Below are 15540 nucleotides of genomic sequence, written 5' to 3' on the forward strand. Positions count from 1 at the left end.
CCGTCAGACGTTCCCCCGTCAGCCCCGCATCCCTCCACGATCCGCAACGTGGCGCCGGACGACATCCTGCCGCCGCCGCCGGTGTCCGGCCCGCTGAAACGGGTCGAGCCGCGCCTGCCGGAGCTCCCCAGGCGCGAGATCCCGACCGAGATCACCTTCCATCAGCCGATGGTGATCGACGCCGGCAGCTTCCGGACGAAGAAGCTGACCATCCGGCTCGCCGGGATCACCGCACCGCGCCTGGAGGAAACCTGCCCCTCGCGGCTGGGCGGCAGCTGGCCGTGCGGCGTGCGGGCCCGCACGGCGCTGCGCGCGCTGGTGCGCCGCCACGCGATCACCTGCGACAACATGGAAGAGACCGCCGGCGGACTGGTCCGGGCGAATTGCCGGCGGCGCGACACCGACCTTGCGACATGGATGGTGGAACAGGGCTGGGCCCGGCCGGACGAAGGCGCCCCCCAGACGATGACGCAGGCATTCGAGGCGGCCCGCGCCGCGCGCAAGGGCCTGTGGCAGCTCGACTGGCGCACCGACCTGCCGCCGGCCGGCTCGGCGCCCGCTCCCGGCGCAGCGATGCCCGACATCGCGCCGCTTCTGGGCGGAGAGGCCGTGGAGATCGTCGACACGCCCTGGTATCCGGGCGCGGAGGCGTCCGAAGACGGCACGGTGGAGAGCCCGGCGGAGACGAACGACGATACGCACAGGCCCGATACGCACGGGCCCGATACGCCGGAGCCTTGAGCGCCCGGCCTCCTCAGCCGGCCTGCATGTGCTCCGCCACATGCTCCGCCCAGCCGGCGAACCCTTCCTCTGACGGGTGAATGCCGTCGGCACAGAAGGCGCGGCGCGGCAGGCCTTTCGCCGCGGGAATGGCGGCAACGCCGCGCTCGCGGCACAGGCATTGGCCAAGCCGCACGATCTCGACCGCGCGCGGGCGCAGGAGCGCCCTGACAAGAGGCGTCAGGGCCGGCACGTCATCGGGGGCAAGCACCTGGGACCAGTAGATCCGGCTTTCGGGAAAGCGTGCCTTGAGGGCGTAGATCAGACCGCCGAACTCCTGGCGGAAACGACGACCGGAATGGAAGTTCTTCAGGTCGTTGAAGCCGGCGCTGATCAGGATGTGGCTGTAGGGAACCGGCTCCAGGTTGTGGACGACATGATCGCGCAGCATCCCGGTGGTGGCGGAGTTGAACCCTGCCGCGTGCCAGTCGACGCGGCAGCCGCGCCGCCGGGCAAGGCTTGCGGCAATGCAGGGCGCCAGCCCGTCTTCCTGCCGCGCGATGCCGACGGCGGCGGCAGAACTGTCGCCCAGCACCAGCAGGCGCAGCCTGTTCGCACCGCCGCCCTCCCCGTCCTCCGGCAGGGCGTGCCCGAAGACCGGGCCGTCGGCGGGCGGAAAGCGATGCGTGCGCGCCCGCAGCCGCAAGCCGGCGACCGCGTAGAGCGGCAGCGCCAGGGTGCTCAGGTGGAAGGCAAGACGCGACACGGCCGGCCTGCGCTCAGTTCTCTGCCGCGGCGCCCGCCAGCTCGCCGGCGATCGCCCGGGCGATCAGCGCCCGCGTCTCCTCGATGCCGTAGAGCGCGACGAAGGACCCGAAACGCGGCCCCCGCTCCTGGCCGAGCAGCAGCTTGTAGAGCGCCGAGAACCAGACGACCGACACGCCCGGCCCGCCGTCGGGGCTCTTCTTGTTGTGGTCTTGGTAGCGCTCGATGGCGCGGGCCACATCGAGCACCGCGTCCTGGATGGCGCTCCCGTCGGCATCGGCCGGCAATTGGGCAAGCTTCTCGTCCAGGGCCGTCAAGGCCGCCAGTTCGACCTCGTCCGGCGCGTGGAAGACCTTGGTCGGCTTGACGAAATCCTCGAAGTAGCGGATCGCGTAGCCGACCAGCTCGTCGAGCTTGGGATGGGTTGCGGCGGTGACGCCTGGAACATGGCGGGAGATGAAGGCCCACAGCACGTCCTTGGTTTCCGCATTGGAGGCGGAAACCAGATTGAGCAGCATCGTGAAGGAGACCGGCATGTCGACCTGCGGCGGCCGGCCGGAATGGATGTGCCAGACCGGATTGGCGAGTTGCTGCTCGACCGGCATCGCGGGAAGCTTCCCGGCGAAGGCGAAATACTCGTCGACCGCCTTCGGAATGACGTCGAAATAGAGCTTCTTGGCCGTCTTCGGCTTGGTGAACATGTAGAGCGCCAGGCTTTCCGGCGAGGCATAGGTCAGCCACTCGTCGATGGTCAGGCCGTTGCCCTTGGACTTGGAGATCTTCTGGCCGATCTCGTCGAGGAACAGCTCGTAGACGAAATGCTCGGGCGCGGTGCCGCCGAGGATCTCGCAGATCCGGTCATAGATCGAGGCGTTGGTCAGGTGGTCCTTGCCGAACATCTCGAAATCGACGTCGAGTGCCGCCCAGCGCGCGCCGAAATCCGGCTTCCACTGCAGCTTGACGCGCCCGCCGGTGACCGGAAGCGTCGTCTCCTCCCCGTTCTCGTCGTCGAAGGTGATGGTGCCGGCCTTCGCGTCGACCGCCTTCATCGGCACGTAGAGCACTCGGCCCGATGTCGGCGAGATCGGCAGGAAGGGCGAGTAGGTCGCCTGTCGCTCTGCGCCCAGCGTCGGCAGCATGACATCCATGATGTCCTGGTACTTCTCGGTCGCCTTCAGCAGGATCTCGTCGAACCGGCCGGACCTGTAATAGTCGGTGGCGCTGGCGAACTCGTAGTCGAAGCCGAACGTGTCGAGGAAGCGGCGCAGCATGGCGTTGTTGTGGGCGCCGAAGCTCGACGCCCCGCCACCGAAGGGATTGGGCACATCGGTCAGGGGCTTGTGCAGATGCGGCTCCAGGAAGGCCCGGTCCGGCACGTTGTCCGGGATCTTGCGCATGCCGTCCATGTCGTCGGAGAAGCACAGCAGCCGGGTCGGGATCTCGTCATTGCTGAGCACGCGAAAGGCGGTGCGCACCATCGTCGTGCGCGCCACTTCGCCAAACGTGCCGATATGCGGCAGGCCGGAAGGGCCGTAGCCGGTCTCGAACAGGACCGGACGGTCGATCTTCGCCGCCGTCACGCGTTTCAGCAGCTTGCGCGCCTCCTCGAAGGGCCAGGCTTTCGAGGTGCGGGCGGCCTCGATGACGGCGGGAGAAAGGTCGAGCTTGGGCTGCGAAGCGGTGGTCATGTGCGGACCGGTGCCTTCCGGGTCTGTTGCGGGTCGGGTGTCAGCTTGTCCAGGGTTTGCGCCGGCTTGTCCAGTCGCGTGCCCGGGCGGCGGCGTTGGTGGACAAAAGCGAGCGCGCGCGGACACTAATGCAAGCCTTGCACAAACGAAACCTGCACCGCACAAAAAATGGCGCCCCCCGGAGCGCAACCCCGTAGAATCGCAGGGTTGCGATCCCCTCGCCATCCCGCTACCTGAAGGGAGCTTCATGGATGAGCGAGAAAAGGCCGAGATCCCAGATGAGTGAGCGTGTAAGCCTGCAGGAAGCCCTGATCTACGTGATGGTGATGGTCTCCGCCTCCGACAGCAGCATGACCGACAAGGAGCTGCATTCGATCGGCGAACTGATCAAGACGCTGCCTGTCTTCAAGAATTTCGACCCGGAGCAGCTGGTTCCGGTCGCCCAGGACTGCGGCGAACGCCTGCAGGCGGAAAACGGCATGTCGGCGACTTTCGCCCTGATCGCCGACAGCGTTCCGACGAGCTATGCCGACACGGCCTATGCGCTGGCGGTGGAAATCGCCGTGGCGGACGTCACCGTGGCGCAGGAGGAACTGCGCATGCTGCAGATGCTGCGCGACACGCTCGGCCTCGACAAGCTGACGGTCGCCGCCATCGAGCGCGGCGCCCAGGCCCGCTACCGCACCGGCGGCTGAGGCGCGATCAGTCCAGGCCGGTGCCGACCCACGGCGCCGGCTTGCCGATGTGATAGCCCTGCACCTGGGTGACGCCGAGGCCGCGCAGCATGTCCAGCGTCTTCTCGTCCTCGACATATTCGGCGATGACGCCGACGCCGATCTTGCGGGCGATCGCCACGATCCCGGCAACGATGGTCTGCTGCAGCTCGTCGTGGACGACATCGCCGATGATGGCCCCGTCGATCTTCAGGCTGTCGATGCGGAACTGACGCAGATAGGCGAAGGACGACAGGCCCGAGCCGAAGTCGTCGAGAATGACCCCGCAACCGCGCTCGCGCAGGGCGAAGGTGAGCGCCTGCGCCGTCGCCATGCTGCGCACGGCCGCCGTCTCGGTGATCTCGAAACAGACCCGCTGCGCCGCGCCGGGCCGCGTGTCCAGCGCCTCCAGCAGGAAATCCTTGAACTGCGGGTCGCCGACCGAGCGCCCCGAAAGGTTGATCGACAGCAGCGTGCCGTCCTCGATCCGGCCGATATTGTCGAGCGCGGTATCCACCACCCGGCGATCGACCTGCGGCATCAGCCCGTGGCGTTCGGCCGAGCCGATCAGGGCCGCCGGCGCGACCACCCGCCCCTCGTCGTCGAGGAAGCGCAGCAGCACCTCGAGCATCGGTGCACGGCTCTTGTCGAGCGGCCGGATCGGCATCGTGTAAAGCTGGAAGCGCCCGAATTCCAGCGACTGCTGGAGGATCTGGAGATTGCCGATGTCGGTTCGCCGGGCGACCATCTCCGCATCGTCGGGACGATAGACGACGGCACGGGCCCCGCCGATCTCCTTGGCGTAGAGACAGGCCTGGTCGGCACGGTTGAGCAGTTCGTAGACGGTCTTGGGCAGGTCGCCCCGGGGTTCGGGCTCGATCATGGCGATGCCGACACTGGCGCTGACGACATGGCTGTCGCCGTTCCACACGAAGCGCATGGCCACCAGGTTGGCGACGATCCGGTTGGCGAGATCGCGCGCCGCCGCCTCGTCTTCCCCCTCCAGGACGACGGCGAACTCGTCGCCCCCGAGCCTTGCGCAGCGCACCTTGCCGGGTTGCTCGAAGGTTCGCAGCATGTCGCCGATCTGGCACAGCAGCGCATCGCCGCCGCTATGTCCGGAAATGTCGTTGACGACCTTGAAGCCGTCGAGGTCGACGGTGATCAGCGCCGAGCCCGTCCCGCCCAGCTCGACGCGTTCCAGCAAGGTCTCGAGATCCGCCTGCAGCGCGTGCCGGTTGGCCAGGCCGGTCAGGGCATCCTCGCGCGCCTGGCGCCGTATCTCGCGCGCCATGAGGCTCGCCGCCGTGACGTCGCGCAACACGACGATGGCCGCCGTCAACTGGCCGTTCTCGTCGCGATAGGGATCCATGCGCACGCGCAGGAAGCGGGTCTCGCCCTCCGTGTCGACCAGTTCATGCTCGTATTCGATCGACTGGCCGCAGAAACAGGCCTCGAAATGGGCGCGCGCGCGACCGCCGAAGCGCTCGCCGCCGATCAGTTCGGAGACGTGCAGCCCGACGAACTCCTCCGGCTGCCTGCCGTAATAGGCGGCATTGGCGGCATTGGTGAACTTGTAGCGGAAATCAGTGCCGACCACCGAGATGCGGTCGGTCGTCTGGCGGACGATCTCCTCGTGCAGGGACAGCCGTGCGTTCATCGCCTGGAACTGGCTGACGTCGCGGGCGGCGGAAATCACGCAGGCAACCTGTCCGTCGGGACCGAACACAGGCTGAAAGTAGACCTCAAGCAGCTTGCCCCGGGTGTGGGAACGGATCCCCGGCGCCCTGATGCGGGACGGACGACCGTCGAAGGCATCGTCGATATTGGCCTTGCGCAGCACGAACACGCGCGGCCCCAGCACCTCCTCGACATGCTTGCCGATGACATCCTCGCGCCCCAGCCCCTCCATGTCGAGAAAGGCCCCGTCGACGTCCCAGATGCGGTAATCGCGGTCGCAGACGAATATTCCCGCGCGGTTGATGTCGATGATGGCCTGGTGCAGGGTCTCGCGATCGATCGGAAGCGGCCAGTCCCCGGCCTGCGTCCTGCCGGACAGGGAGCCGCCACGCAGGAACGTTGTCGTTGCGGAGGCGACGCCACTCAGGTCGGGATCAGGTAGGTTGCGCTTGACCGCCATGGTTTCAACTCGCTGGCCGGAGTGCCGGCATCAAATGGAACGCAGCTGCGGGCCACGGGCCTGCAACGCCCAAGGCTAGCACCACAATGCGCGCCGCGCATCGCGTGGTGTTGCGGATGCCATCAGCCGAACACCTCGTCCCAGGGAGTGGGCATCCCCACGAAATAGCCCTGCACGAGACTGACCCCGAGCTCGCGCAGGGTCTCCAGCGTCGCCTCGTCCTCGACATACTCGGCCACCACGCGAATGCGCATGGCCTCGGCCACCGCGACAATGCCGGCGACGATGGTCTGCTGCACCTCGTCCTCGCGGACATTGCCGATGATGTTGCCGTCGATCTTCAGCATGTCGACATCGAAATGGCGCAGATAGCCGAAGGACGACAGGCCCGAGCCGAAATCGTCGAGGATCACCCCGTGTCCCCGCTGCTTGAGCGCCGCGATCATGTCCAGGGCGGTTTCCATCGAGCGCACGGCCGATGTTTCGGTGATCTCGAAGGCAAGACGCCCCGCCCCGATGCCCGCCGCGTCCAGCGCCGCCAGCAGGAAATCGCGGAAGATGGGATCGCCGACCGACTGGCCCGACAGGTTGATCGTCAGCCGGACGTCGTGCGGCAGGGCCGGCATACGGGCAAGCGCGGTCTCCACCACCCAGCGGTCGACCCGGTTCATCAGTCCGTGCCGCTCGGCGGCGGTGATGAACACCTGCGGCGGCAAGGCCCGGCCGTCCTCGCCGATGATCCGCAGCAACACCTCGTGCCAGGGCTTGCTGCGGCCGTCGACGGGGGCGATCGGCATGACATGCAGGGCGAAACGCCCCTCCTGCAGGGCGGCCTGGACCACCTGCAGGTTGCCGATCTCCTCGAAACGGGCCTGCATCTCGCCGTCTTCGGGATGAAAGACCGAGACGCGTGCCCCGCCCTTTTCCTTGGACACGAGACAGGCCCTGTCGGCCCAGTTGATGATGTCGTGGACGGACGGGGTCCCGGCGGCGAAGGCCTCCGCGTCGAGCAGGGCGACGCCAACGCTTGCGCCGACCGAGTAGCGCTCGCCCTTCCACACGAAGCCGGCTCCCTCGACGCTCGCGACGATCCGGTCGGCAAGATGCGCCGCGCCGGTCTCGTCGACCGCATCGACCAGGAATGCGAACTCGTCGCCGCCCAGCCGGGCGATGAAGGCCGTTTGCTCCAGCGAGCGCAAGAGGCTTGCCACCTGTCGCAGCAGGGCGTCGCCGGCGACATGGCCGGCAAGGTCGTTGACCACCTTGAAGTCGTCGAGATCGACGAGAAGCAGCGCCGTGCCGTAACGGGTGCCGCACTCCGCGCCCGCCTGCAGGCACAGGTCGACCCGGCGCGCCAGTTCGGCTTCCAGCGCATAGCGGTTGGCCAGTCCGGTGAGCGCGTCCTCCATCGCCTGGCGTCGCAGGCGCTGGTTGAGGATCGCCGCTTCCGTGATGTCGCGCATGTTCACGACGGCGCCGACGATGTCGCCCTTCTCGTCGCGCAGCGGTTCCAGCCGCACCGCGTATAGCGTGTCGCTTCCCTTGCCGTTCGGCCAGGAGAATTCGTACTGCGTCACCTCGCCGTTGAAGCAGGAGGTCAGCCGTGGCAGCACCCGCTGCCGGAACCCTTCGGTGCCGATGATGTCGGGCACCGTCAGGCCGATCACCTCTTCCGGCGCCCGTCTCCATATCATCGCATAGGCGGGATTGACCCAGTGGTAGCGATAGTCCGCCCCGACCACGGCGAGTGCATCCGATGTCTGCCGGATGACGTCCTCCTGCATGGACACACGCTGTTCAAGCTCGTGCAGGTCGGTCTTGTCCTCCATCATCAGCAGAAAGCCGATGACCTCGCCGGCGGCATCCCAGACCGGCTCGTGGCGGATGCGCAGTAACCGGCCCCGCGTTGCCCTGCGCAGGCCCCATTCGATCGTCGATTGCGGCTCTCCGCGCAACACCGCGTCGATGTTCGGGCGGCGGGCATCGCATATCGCCGCGCCGTAGACATCCTCGAGCGAGCGGCCGATCACCTCGCTGCGGCTCAGCCCGTCGACCTGCAGGCAGACGGCATTGGCCTCGCGGATGACGAGGTTCCTGTCGCAATAGAGCATCCGGACCGGGGAAACGTGGAACGCCGCGCCGAAGGCGCTGGCCTGCGGGCCGGACAGATGGAATGCCACACCCTCCGTGCCGCTGATCGTATTGCCCATGGACGCCACGCTGGCTGGCTCCTTCCCGCATTCCCGCCGATGCGAAACACCTGCACGAATCCTACACCCAAGTACTCGTGCCGTAACAGCATAAAACCGTTTCGCCAGATTGCCCCCGACACCATTACGTTTGTTTTAAGAGCCATGGTTACGAAGATGCGTATCCGGCGCCGGTCCAGTCGAAACCCGGATCGAAATCAGTTGAATCCAAGTCGAATGCACACGAAACCGGTTGCGCGCGCAACCGGATGCCATTCGTCTCAAGGAGCAGGCGGAAGAAGGGCGGCCCGGCCGGACTCACGTCCTAGTTTACGCTGCGGACTTGGCCGGGGATGTCGAGCGAGAAGGCGGGAATGTCGACGTCGAAGCGCTCGCCGTCCGTCGTCTCCATCTGGTAGGAGCCGGCCATCATCCCGGAACTGGTGCGCAAGGGGCAGCCGGACGTGTATTCGAAGCGTTCGCCGGGGGCGAGCACGGGCTGTTCGCCGACGACGCCGAGACCGCGCACCTCCTCAAGGTGGCCGACCGCGTCGACGATGCGCCAGTGCCGGGCGCGCAGGCGCACCGTGTCCATGCCCAGATTGACGATATCGACGCTGTAGGCCCAGAAGTACCGCCCGTCCGCGGGGTCGGATTCTTCCGCCAGATACTGCGGCTCGACCGTGACCTGGATATCGTGCGTGACCGCCCGGTACATGTTTCACTCCACCGCCAGGCGTGCTCGCGCCAATCCGCACGCACGCTTCAGCCATCTGTAATCTATACCGGAATCGCGGATTTTTCACCCCTTGCAAAACCTGCCGAGGATTTTCGGACACGCGCTTGTGCCAGCGGGTGATGCGCTTGTGAGCGCCGGCATGCTTGCCTTGCCACCCTGTCTGGGTCATCTGGAACGTGGGCAGCCGGTGCGAACCGGCCGGGAAAGGGTTTGCCGATGTTCGACGCACGTCTCAGGCCGCTGATCGACCCGCCGCTCGACGCGGCCGGCGGCCGGCTGGCGCGTGCCGGCGTCAGCGCCGACGCCGTCACCCTTGCCGGCTTCGCCTGCGGGCTGTGCGCGGCCGTCTCGATCGCCTGCGACGCCATGCTGGCGGGCGCCCTGCTGATCGTCGCCAACCGGCTCGCCGACGGGCTCGACGGCGCCGTCGCCCGGGCCGGCGCCAGGACCGATCGCGGCGGCTATCTGGACATCGTCCTGGATTTCTTCTTCTACGGGGCGATCCCCTTCGCCTTCGCCGTCCAGGACGGTCCGGCGAACGCGCTTCCCGCCGCCGCGCTGTTGCTCAGCTTCTACATGAACGGCGCCAGTTTCCTGGGCTTCTCGGTGATGGCGGCCAAGCGCGGCATCACCACCGACGTGCAGGGATCGAAGTCTCTCTACTATCTCGGCGGGCTTGCCGAAGGGGCGGAGACGATCGCGGTGTTCCTTGCCATGTGCCTGTTCCCGCAATGGTTCGCGGTGCTGGCCTATGGCTTTGCCGCCGTCTGCGTCGTCTCCGCCGTGTCGCGCGTCATCCTTGTCGCGCGCCTGCTCGGACCGGATTGAACCCTAGAGCCTGGTTGGGAAGTCCAGCTTGGTTTGAGGCCTTGATCTTGAAAAGGCCACAGGGCCGTTCCCGCGATCAAACCCTTGATATTGAACGAAAGTCGTCTCAACCGAACCGTGCTGGAACTTCCAAACAGCTACTCAGCCGCGCACGGTGTCGAGCGCGGTGAGCAGGTCGGCGGCGAGATCGTCCTCGTGCTCCAGTCCGACCGACAGGCGCAGCAGCCCCTCGCCAATGCCCAGCTCCACGCGCGCTTCCTCCGCCAGGCTCTGATGGGTGGTCGTCGCCGGGTGGGTGACCAGGCTCTTGGCATCGCCGAGATTGTTGGACATCTTGACGATCTTCAGCGCATTGGAAAACCGGAACGCCGCTTCCTTGCCGCCGGCCACCTCGAGCGCGATCATCGTCGAACCGGCCTTCATCTGCCGGCGGGCGAGTTCCGCCTGCGGGTGGTCGTCGCGGCCGGGATAGATCAGCCGCGCAACGGCCGGATGCTCGGCCAGCACGTCGGCAAGGCGCGCGGCGGTGCGGGTCTGGCGCTCGACGCGCAAGGGCAGCGTCTCCAGCCCCTTGAGCAGCACCCAGGCATTGAACGGGCTCATCGCCGGGCCGGTATGCTTCATGAAGGGCATCACCTCGTCGGTGATGAACGCCTCGCTGCCGAGCACGACGCCGCCAAGGCACCGGCCCTGCCCGTCGATATGCTTGGTGGCGGAATAGACGACGATGTCGGCGCCCAGCTCGAAGGGCGACTGCCACAGCGGCGTTGCAAAGACATTGTCGACGATCAGCCTGGCTCCGACCGCATGCGCCATATCGGCAACGGCGGCGATGTCGATCACCTCAAGCGTCGGATTGGTCGGGCTTTCCAGGAAGCAGGCGACGGTTTCCGGCCGGATGGCGGCGCGCCAGGCATCGAGGTCGGTGCCGTCGACCAGCGTCGAGGTCACCCCGAAGCGCGGCAGCAGCGTCTCGACGATGTAGCGGCAGGAGCCGAACAGCGCCTTGGCGGCGACGACATGGTCGCCGGCCTTGCAGCAGGCCATGAGAGCGAGGTTGACGGCGGCCATGCCGCTGGCGGTGCCGCGCGCGGCCTCCGCCCCCTCCAGCGCCGCGATGCGGTTCTCGAACATCGCGACCGTCGGATTGGCATAGCGCGAGTAGACGAAGCCCGGATCCTCGCCGTTGAAGCGGGCCTCGGCCGCCTCGGCGGTCTCATAGACAAAGCCCTGGGTCAGGAACATCGCCTCGGACGTCTCTCCGAAGGGCGAGCGGGTCGTGCCGCCGTGAACCAGGATCGTTTCCGGGTGCCAGCCGTGCGATTTTGTCGTCATTCTGCTCTCCAAATGCAAAACCCCGGCCTTATACGGACCGGGGTTTTCGCAAACCCGGCCTGTTTAGCGACTTGTTTAACGTGGCTGCAAGCCGGCCGGCCCAAATCACCACGAAGTAAGGTCGTTTTGATAGTCCACGGCGCAAGGCGCGTCAACTTTCCTTGCAGCAGGCGAACAACCTCTGGGAGAGGCACCCGCAATGGCACACAGCCATGCCGCACACTCCCCCTTACGTCCTGAGCACCCGGTAGATCGCCGGGATCACCAGCACGGTGAGCAGGGTCGAGGAGGCAAGGCCGAACAGCAGCGAGATCGCCAACCCCTGGAAGATCGGGTCGGTGAGGATCACGGCGGCGCCGATCATCGCGGCCAGCGCGGTCAGCAGGATCGGCTTGAAGCGGATCGCCCCGGCCAGCAGCAGCACCTCGGTCAGCGGCCGGCCCGGCTCGCGCGCATGGCGGATGAAATCGACCAGCAGGATCGAGTTGCGCACGATGATGCCGGCCAGCGCGATGAAGCCGATCATCGAGGTGGCCGAGAAGGGCGCGCCGAACAGCCAGTGACCGCCGAGAATGCCGATGAAGGTCAGCGGGATCGGCGTCAGGATGACGAGCGGCACCTTGAAGGAGCCGAACTGGGCGACGACGAGGATGTAGATGCCGACCAGCGCCACCATGAAGGCCGCGCCCATGTCGCGGAAGGTGACCCAGGTGACCTCCCATTCGCCGTCCCACAGCAGCGTCACGGCGCTTTCGTCCTCCGGCTGGCCGTTCAGGCGCACGACGGGCTTGGGCAGATCGCCCCAGTCGATGGCGTCGAGCGCCTCGCCGACCGCGATCATGCCGTAGAGCGGCGCCTCGTAGTCGCCTGCGAGTTCGGCCGTCACCATTTCGGCGAAACGGCCGTTGTGGCGGAAGAGCGGATGTGAGGCGGTCTCCTCGCGCACCCGCACCACGTCGCCGAGTTCGACGATGTCGGCGCTGCCGGGCAGCACATTGGCCGGGATCGGGGTTGCCAGCGCGCGTTCGTCGAGCAGCCTCTCGCCGCGCGGCCGCTCGATGCGGATCGGCAGCGGCTGGCGCCCCTCGCCGCGATGCGAGTAGCCGATGGTCCGGCCGGTGCCGAGCAGCGCCAGCGTGTCGAAGACATCGCCCTCCCCGACCCGGAAGAAGTCGAGTTCATCGGTCGAGACGGTGACGCGCTTGCGCGGTGCCGGCACGCCGAAACTGTCATCGACATCGACGATGAAGGGAACGGAGGCGAAGGCCTCGCGCACCTTGCCGGCAACGGCGCGGCGCGTCTCGGCATCCGGTCCGTAGATCTCGGCAAGCAACGTCGCCATGACCGGCGGTCCGGGCGGCGGCTCAACCACTTTCAGCGAGGTGCCGGCGGGCACATCGAGCGCGGCGATACGAGTGCGGATGTCGAGGGCGATGGCGTGGCTCGCGCGGTCGCGCTCGCCCTTCGGCGCAAGCACCAGGGCGACATCGCCAAGCTGCGGCTCGGCGCGCAGATAGGCGTGGCGGACGAGGCCGTTGAAATCGAAGGGCGCCGCCGTGCCGGCATGGGTTGTCGCCATCGTCACTTCCGGCAGGCCCAGCACCGCGCGGGCCACCGCCTGCGCCACCGCGTCCGTCGCCTCGACCGGCGCCCCCTCGGGCAGGTCGATCATCACGGCGAGCTCCGACTTGTTGTCGAAGGGCAGCAGCTTGACCGTCACGTCCTTCGTCGCGAACAGCGCCATGGAACCGAGCGTCGCCACGCCGACCAGAATGAGGAAAGTCCAACTGCGCGCCTTGCTGGCGAGCACCGGCCGCGCCACAGCCAGATAGGCGCGGCCCAGCCGTCCGCCGCTGCCGGCATCCTCGCCGCCCGCGTGATGCGCCGGCGCGGCGCCGGCCGTCTTCATCATCAGCCAGGGCGTCACCGTGACGGCCACGAAGAAGGAGAAGATCATCGCCGCCGACGCATTCGCCGGGATCGGGCTCATGTAGGGACCCATCAGGCCGGAGACGAAGAGCATCGGCAGCAGCGCCGCGACGACGGTGAGCGTTGCCACGATGGTCGGATTGCCGACCTCGGCCACCGCCTCGATCGCCGCCTGGCGGCGCGGACGGCCGTCGCCCATCGCCCAGTGGCGGGCAATGTTCTCGATCACCACGATCGCGTCATCGACGAGAATGCCGATGGAAAAGATCAGTGCGAACAGCGAAACGCGGTTGAGCGTGTAGCCCATCACGCTGGCGGCGAACAGCGTCAGCAGGATGGTGACGGGAATGACCACGGCCACCACCAGCGCCTCGCGCCGGCCGATCGCCACCCAGACGAGGGCGATGATCGACAGGGTCGCAAGCCCCAGATGGAACAGGAGTTCGTTGGCCTTCTCGTTGGCCGTCTCGCCATAGTCGCGGGCGATCGTGACCGTCATCGTTTCGGGCACGAGCGGGCCTTTCAGCGTCTCCACCCGGTGCAGGATCGCCTCCGCCACGCTGACTGCGTTCGAGCCGGCGCGCTTGGCGATGGCCAGCGTCACCGCCGGCGCGCGCTGCAATGCGCCGTCCCGCCCACGCGTCACCCTTGCGGTCAGCGCGTCGCTTTCGGTGACAAACGCGATATCCGCGACGTCGCGGACATAGACCGGCCGGCCGTCGCGGGTGGTGAGAACGAGATTGCCGATCTCCGCAGGGCTTGCCAGCGTCTCGCCGGCGACGAGCACCATGTCGGCGCCGCGCGAGCGGATCCGGCCCGCCGGAAAAGCCCGGTTGGCGCCCTCTACCTTGCCGGCGAGCTGCTGCAGCGTGACGCCGTAAAGCGCCAGCTTCTCCGGATCGGGAGCGATGCGCAGTTCCTCGGCGACCGCGCCGACCAGGTAGCTCAGCCCGACATTCTCGACCTTGGCGAGCTCGACCTGCAATTCGCGGGCAACGCGCGAGAGATCGGCCGGCGTCACCTCGACCCCTGAGCCCGGGGCGGCGGACAGCGTCAGCGCCACGATGGCGACATCGTCGATGCCGCGCCCGACCACGCGCGGCTCGGGGATGCCGACCGGGATGCGGTCCATGTTGGCGCGGATCCTGTCATGGACGCGCAGGACGGCGGCGTCGGACGAGGTGCCGACGAGGAAGCGCGCGGTGAGCATCACCTGATCGTCGCGGGTCTGGGAATAGACATGCTCGACGCCGTCGATGCCCTTGACGATGGTCTCCAGCGGCTCGGTGACGAGCTTGACCGCGTCCGGGGCCCTGAGCCCGTCGGCGCGCACATGGATGTCGACCATCGGCACGGAGATCTGCGGCTCCTCCTCGCGCGGCAGCGAGACAAGGGCGATCAGGCCGAGCGCGAGGGCGGCGAGCAGGAAAAGCGGGGTCAGCGGCGAGGCGATGAAGGCGCGCGTCAGCCCGCCCGCGATGCCCAGGCCGCCGGACGGCGTGGTCATGGAACAATCACCTCGTCGCCGGGCGCAAGGCCGGTGAGGATTTCGACCTGGCTTTCGCCGTCATGGCGCAGCAGGCCGCCGGTCAGCACGGTGCGTTCGACCTCGCCGCCGCGCGTTGCGACACGGACGAAGTCGAGGCCCCCGCGTGTGGAAACAGCCGCCGGCGGCAGCAGCAGCGCGAATCGCTCTCCGACCGGCAGGCGAACCAGGAGGCGGGCATTGACGAAGCGTGCGTCGAGGCCGGGCACCTCGACATCGGCGACAACGCGCCCGTTCTCGATGGTCGGATAGACCTTGGCCAGCCGGCCGGTGGCGATGCCCTCGCCCGTCTCGATCTCGATCCGCGCCCCTTCCGTCAGGCGCGCAGCGTGGCGCTCGGGAACCGACAGGCGCAGGAAGGTGCCGCCGCTGCCGAGCAGCGCCACCGTTTCGCCGGGCAGGACGACGGTGCCGGTGGTCGCCGGCACCTTGAGGATGCGGCCGGCGGCGGGGGCCAGCACGGCCCCCTCCTCGCCCTGCTGGACGACGACCGAGCGCTCGGCCCTTGCGGCCGAAATCTGGTTGCGCACGACTTCGGCGGCGGTCCCGAGCTGCTCCACCCGCTGGCGGGTGGCGACACCGCGTTCAACAAGGGTCTCTGCCCTTGCCAGCTCCGCCTCGGCATTGGCAAGCTGGCTTTCAAGAGCCCGCAGCCGCGCGTCGATGGCGGCGGCGCGGAAGGCGATCTTCTCGTCGGTGACGGTGGCGATGCGCGCGCCTGCCGCGACCGTGTCGCCCTCCTCCACCTCGAGCGCGGCCAGCGTGCCGCCGATCCGTGCCCGCGCGGGAACCTCGTCGCGAGCCTCGACCTGGCCGAACACCGCCTTCCACTCCGTCACCATGCGCGGTTCGACGACCAGCGAGGCTGCGAGCGCGGAGGCGGAAAGGGCGGCGAGCATCAGGCCGCCGGCGCAGACGGCCGCGAGTGCGGCGGAACGGGACGTCATC

The 15540-nt window shown here is 67.7% G+C and carries 11 protein-coding genes and 1 riboswitch; of the genes, 3 read left to right on the top strand and 8 right to left on the bottom strand.

Annotated elements, in window-relative coordinates; translation table 11 throughout:
* Window positions 1-741 (top strand): thermonuclease family protein (locus RBB46_RS22260; protein WP_306031254.1); only part of this gene is annotated, 741 nt, incomplete at its 5' end.
* Between the two features lie 13 nt (window positions 742-754).
* On the opposite strand, the gene RBB46_RS22265 is transcribed toward RBB46_RS22260, so the two are convergent.
* Window positions 755-1486 (bottom strand): SGNH/GDSL hydrolase family protein, encoded by a 732-nt coding sequence (locus RBB46_RS22265; protein ID WP_306031256.1) that lies wholly within the window; start codon window positions 1484-1486, stop codon window positions 755-757.
* Between the two features lie 13 nt (window positions 1487-1499).
* A complete protein-coding gene (locus tag RBB46_RS22270) occupies window positions 1500-3173 on the bottom strand; it encodes a lysine--tRNA ligase (protein WP_306031257.1) in 1674 nt (557 codons plus the stop codon).
* A 278-nt stretch (window positions 3174-3451) separates the two neighbouring features.
* Between RBB46_RS22270 and RBB46_RS22275 the strand changes: the two genes are divergently transcribed.
* Window positions 3452-3868 carry a tellurite resistance TerB family protein gene (locus RBB46_RS22275; RefSeq protein WP_306031258.1) on the top strand — a complete coding sequence of 139 codons (417 nt, stop codon included), beginning with the start codon at window positions 3452-3454 and terminating at the stop codon, window positions 3866-3868.
* Between the two features lie 7 nt (window positions 3869-3875).
* Here the strand turns inward: RBB46_RS22275 and RBB46_RS22280 are convergent, their stop codons facing one another.
* From RBB46_RS22280 to apaG, 3 genes are all read right to left on the bottom strand, one after another.
* Window positions 3876-6026, bottom strand: coding sequence for a bifunctional diguanylate cyclase/phosphodiesterase (locus RBB46_RS22280; protein WP_306031259.1), 2151 nt, complete (start codon window positions 6024-6026; stop codon window positions 3876-3878).
* Window positions 6027-6148: 122 nt separating this feature from the next.
* Window positions 6149-8236, bottom strand: a complete 2088-nt coding sequence (locus tag RBB46_RS22285; RefSeq protein ID WP_306031276.1) for a bifunctional diguanylate cyclase/phosphodiesterase — start codon at window positions 8234-8236, stop codon at window positions 6149-6151.
* Window positions 8237-8540: 304 nt separating this feature from the next.
* On the bottom strand, window positions 8541-8933 hold the full coding sequence (gene apaG, locus RBB46_RS22290) for a Co2+/Mg2+ efflux protein ApaG (protein ID WP_306031260.1): 393 nt from the start codon (window positions 8931-8933) through the stop codon (window positions 8541-8543).
* A gap of 237 nt (window positions 8934-9170) precedes the next feature.
* On the opposite strand from apaG, the gene RBB46_RS22295 reads away from it, so the two are divergent.
* Window positions 9171-9782 (top strand): CDP-alcohol phosphatidyltransferase family protein, encoded by a 612-nt coding sequence (locus RBB46_RS22295; protein WP_306031261.1) that lies wholly within the window; start codon window positions 9171-9173, stop codon window positions 9780-9782.
* A gap of 141 nt (window positions 9783-9923) precedes the next feature.
* On the opposite strand, the gene RBB46_RS22300 is transcribed toward RBB46_RS22295, so the two are convergent.
* From RBB46_RS22300 to RBB46_RS22310, 3 genes are all read right to left on the bottom strand, one after another.
* Window positions 9924-11117, bottom strand: a complete 1194-nt coding sequence (locus tag RBB46_RS22300; RefSeq protein ID WP_306031262.1) for an O-succinylhomoserine sulfhydrylase — start codon at window positions 11115-11117, stop codon at window positions 9924-9926.
* 42 nt (window positions 11118-11159) lie between these two features.
* Window positions 11160-11239, bottom strand: a riboswitch (SAM riboswitch).
* 107 nt (window positions 11240-11346) lie between these two features.
* Window positions 11347-14553 carry an efflux RND transporter permease subunit gene (locus tag RBB46_RS22305; protein WP_306031263.1) on the bottom strand — a complete coding sequence of 1069 codons (3207 nt, stop codon included), beginning with the start codon at window positions 14551-14553 and terminating at the stop codon, window positions 11347-11349.
* Window positions 14550-15539, bottom strand: coding sequence for an efflux RND transporter periplasmic adaptor subunit (locus tag RBB46_RS22310; RefSeq protein WP_306031264.1), 990 nt, complete (start codon window positions 15537-15539; stop codon window positions 14550-14552). The genes RBB46_RS22305 and RBB46_RS22310 overlap by 4 nt, the downstream gene beginning before the upstream one ends.
* Between the last annotated feature and the right edge of the window lies 1 nt (window position 15540).

The sequence above is a fragment of the Stappia sp. MMSF_3263 genome, assembly GCF_030733745.1.
Taxonomy (GTDB): Bacteria; Pseudomonadota; Alphaproteobacteria; order Rhizobiales; family Stappiaceae; genus Stappia.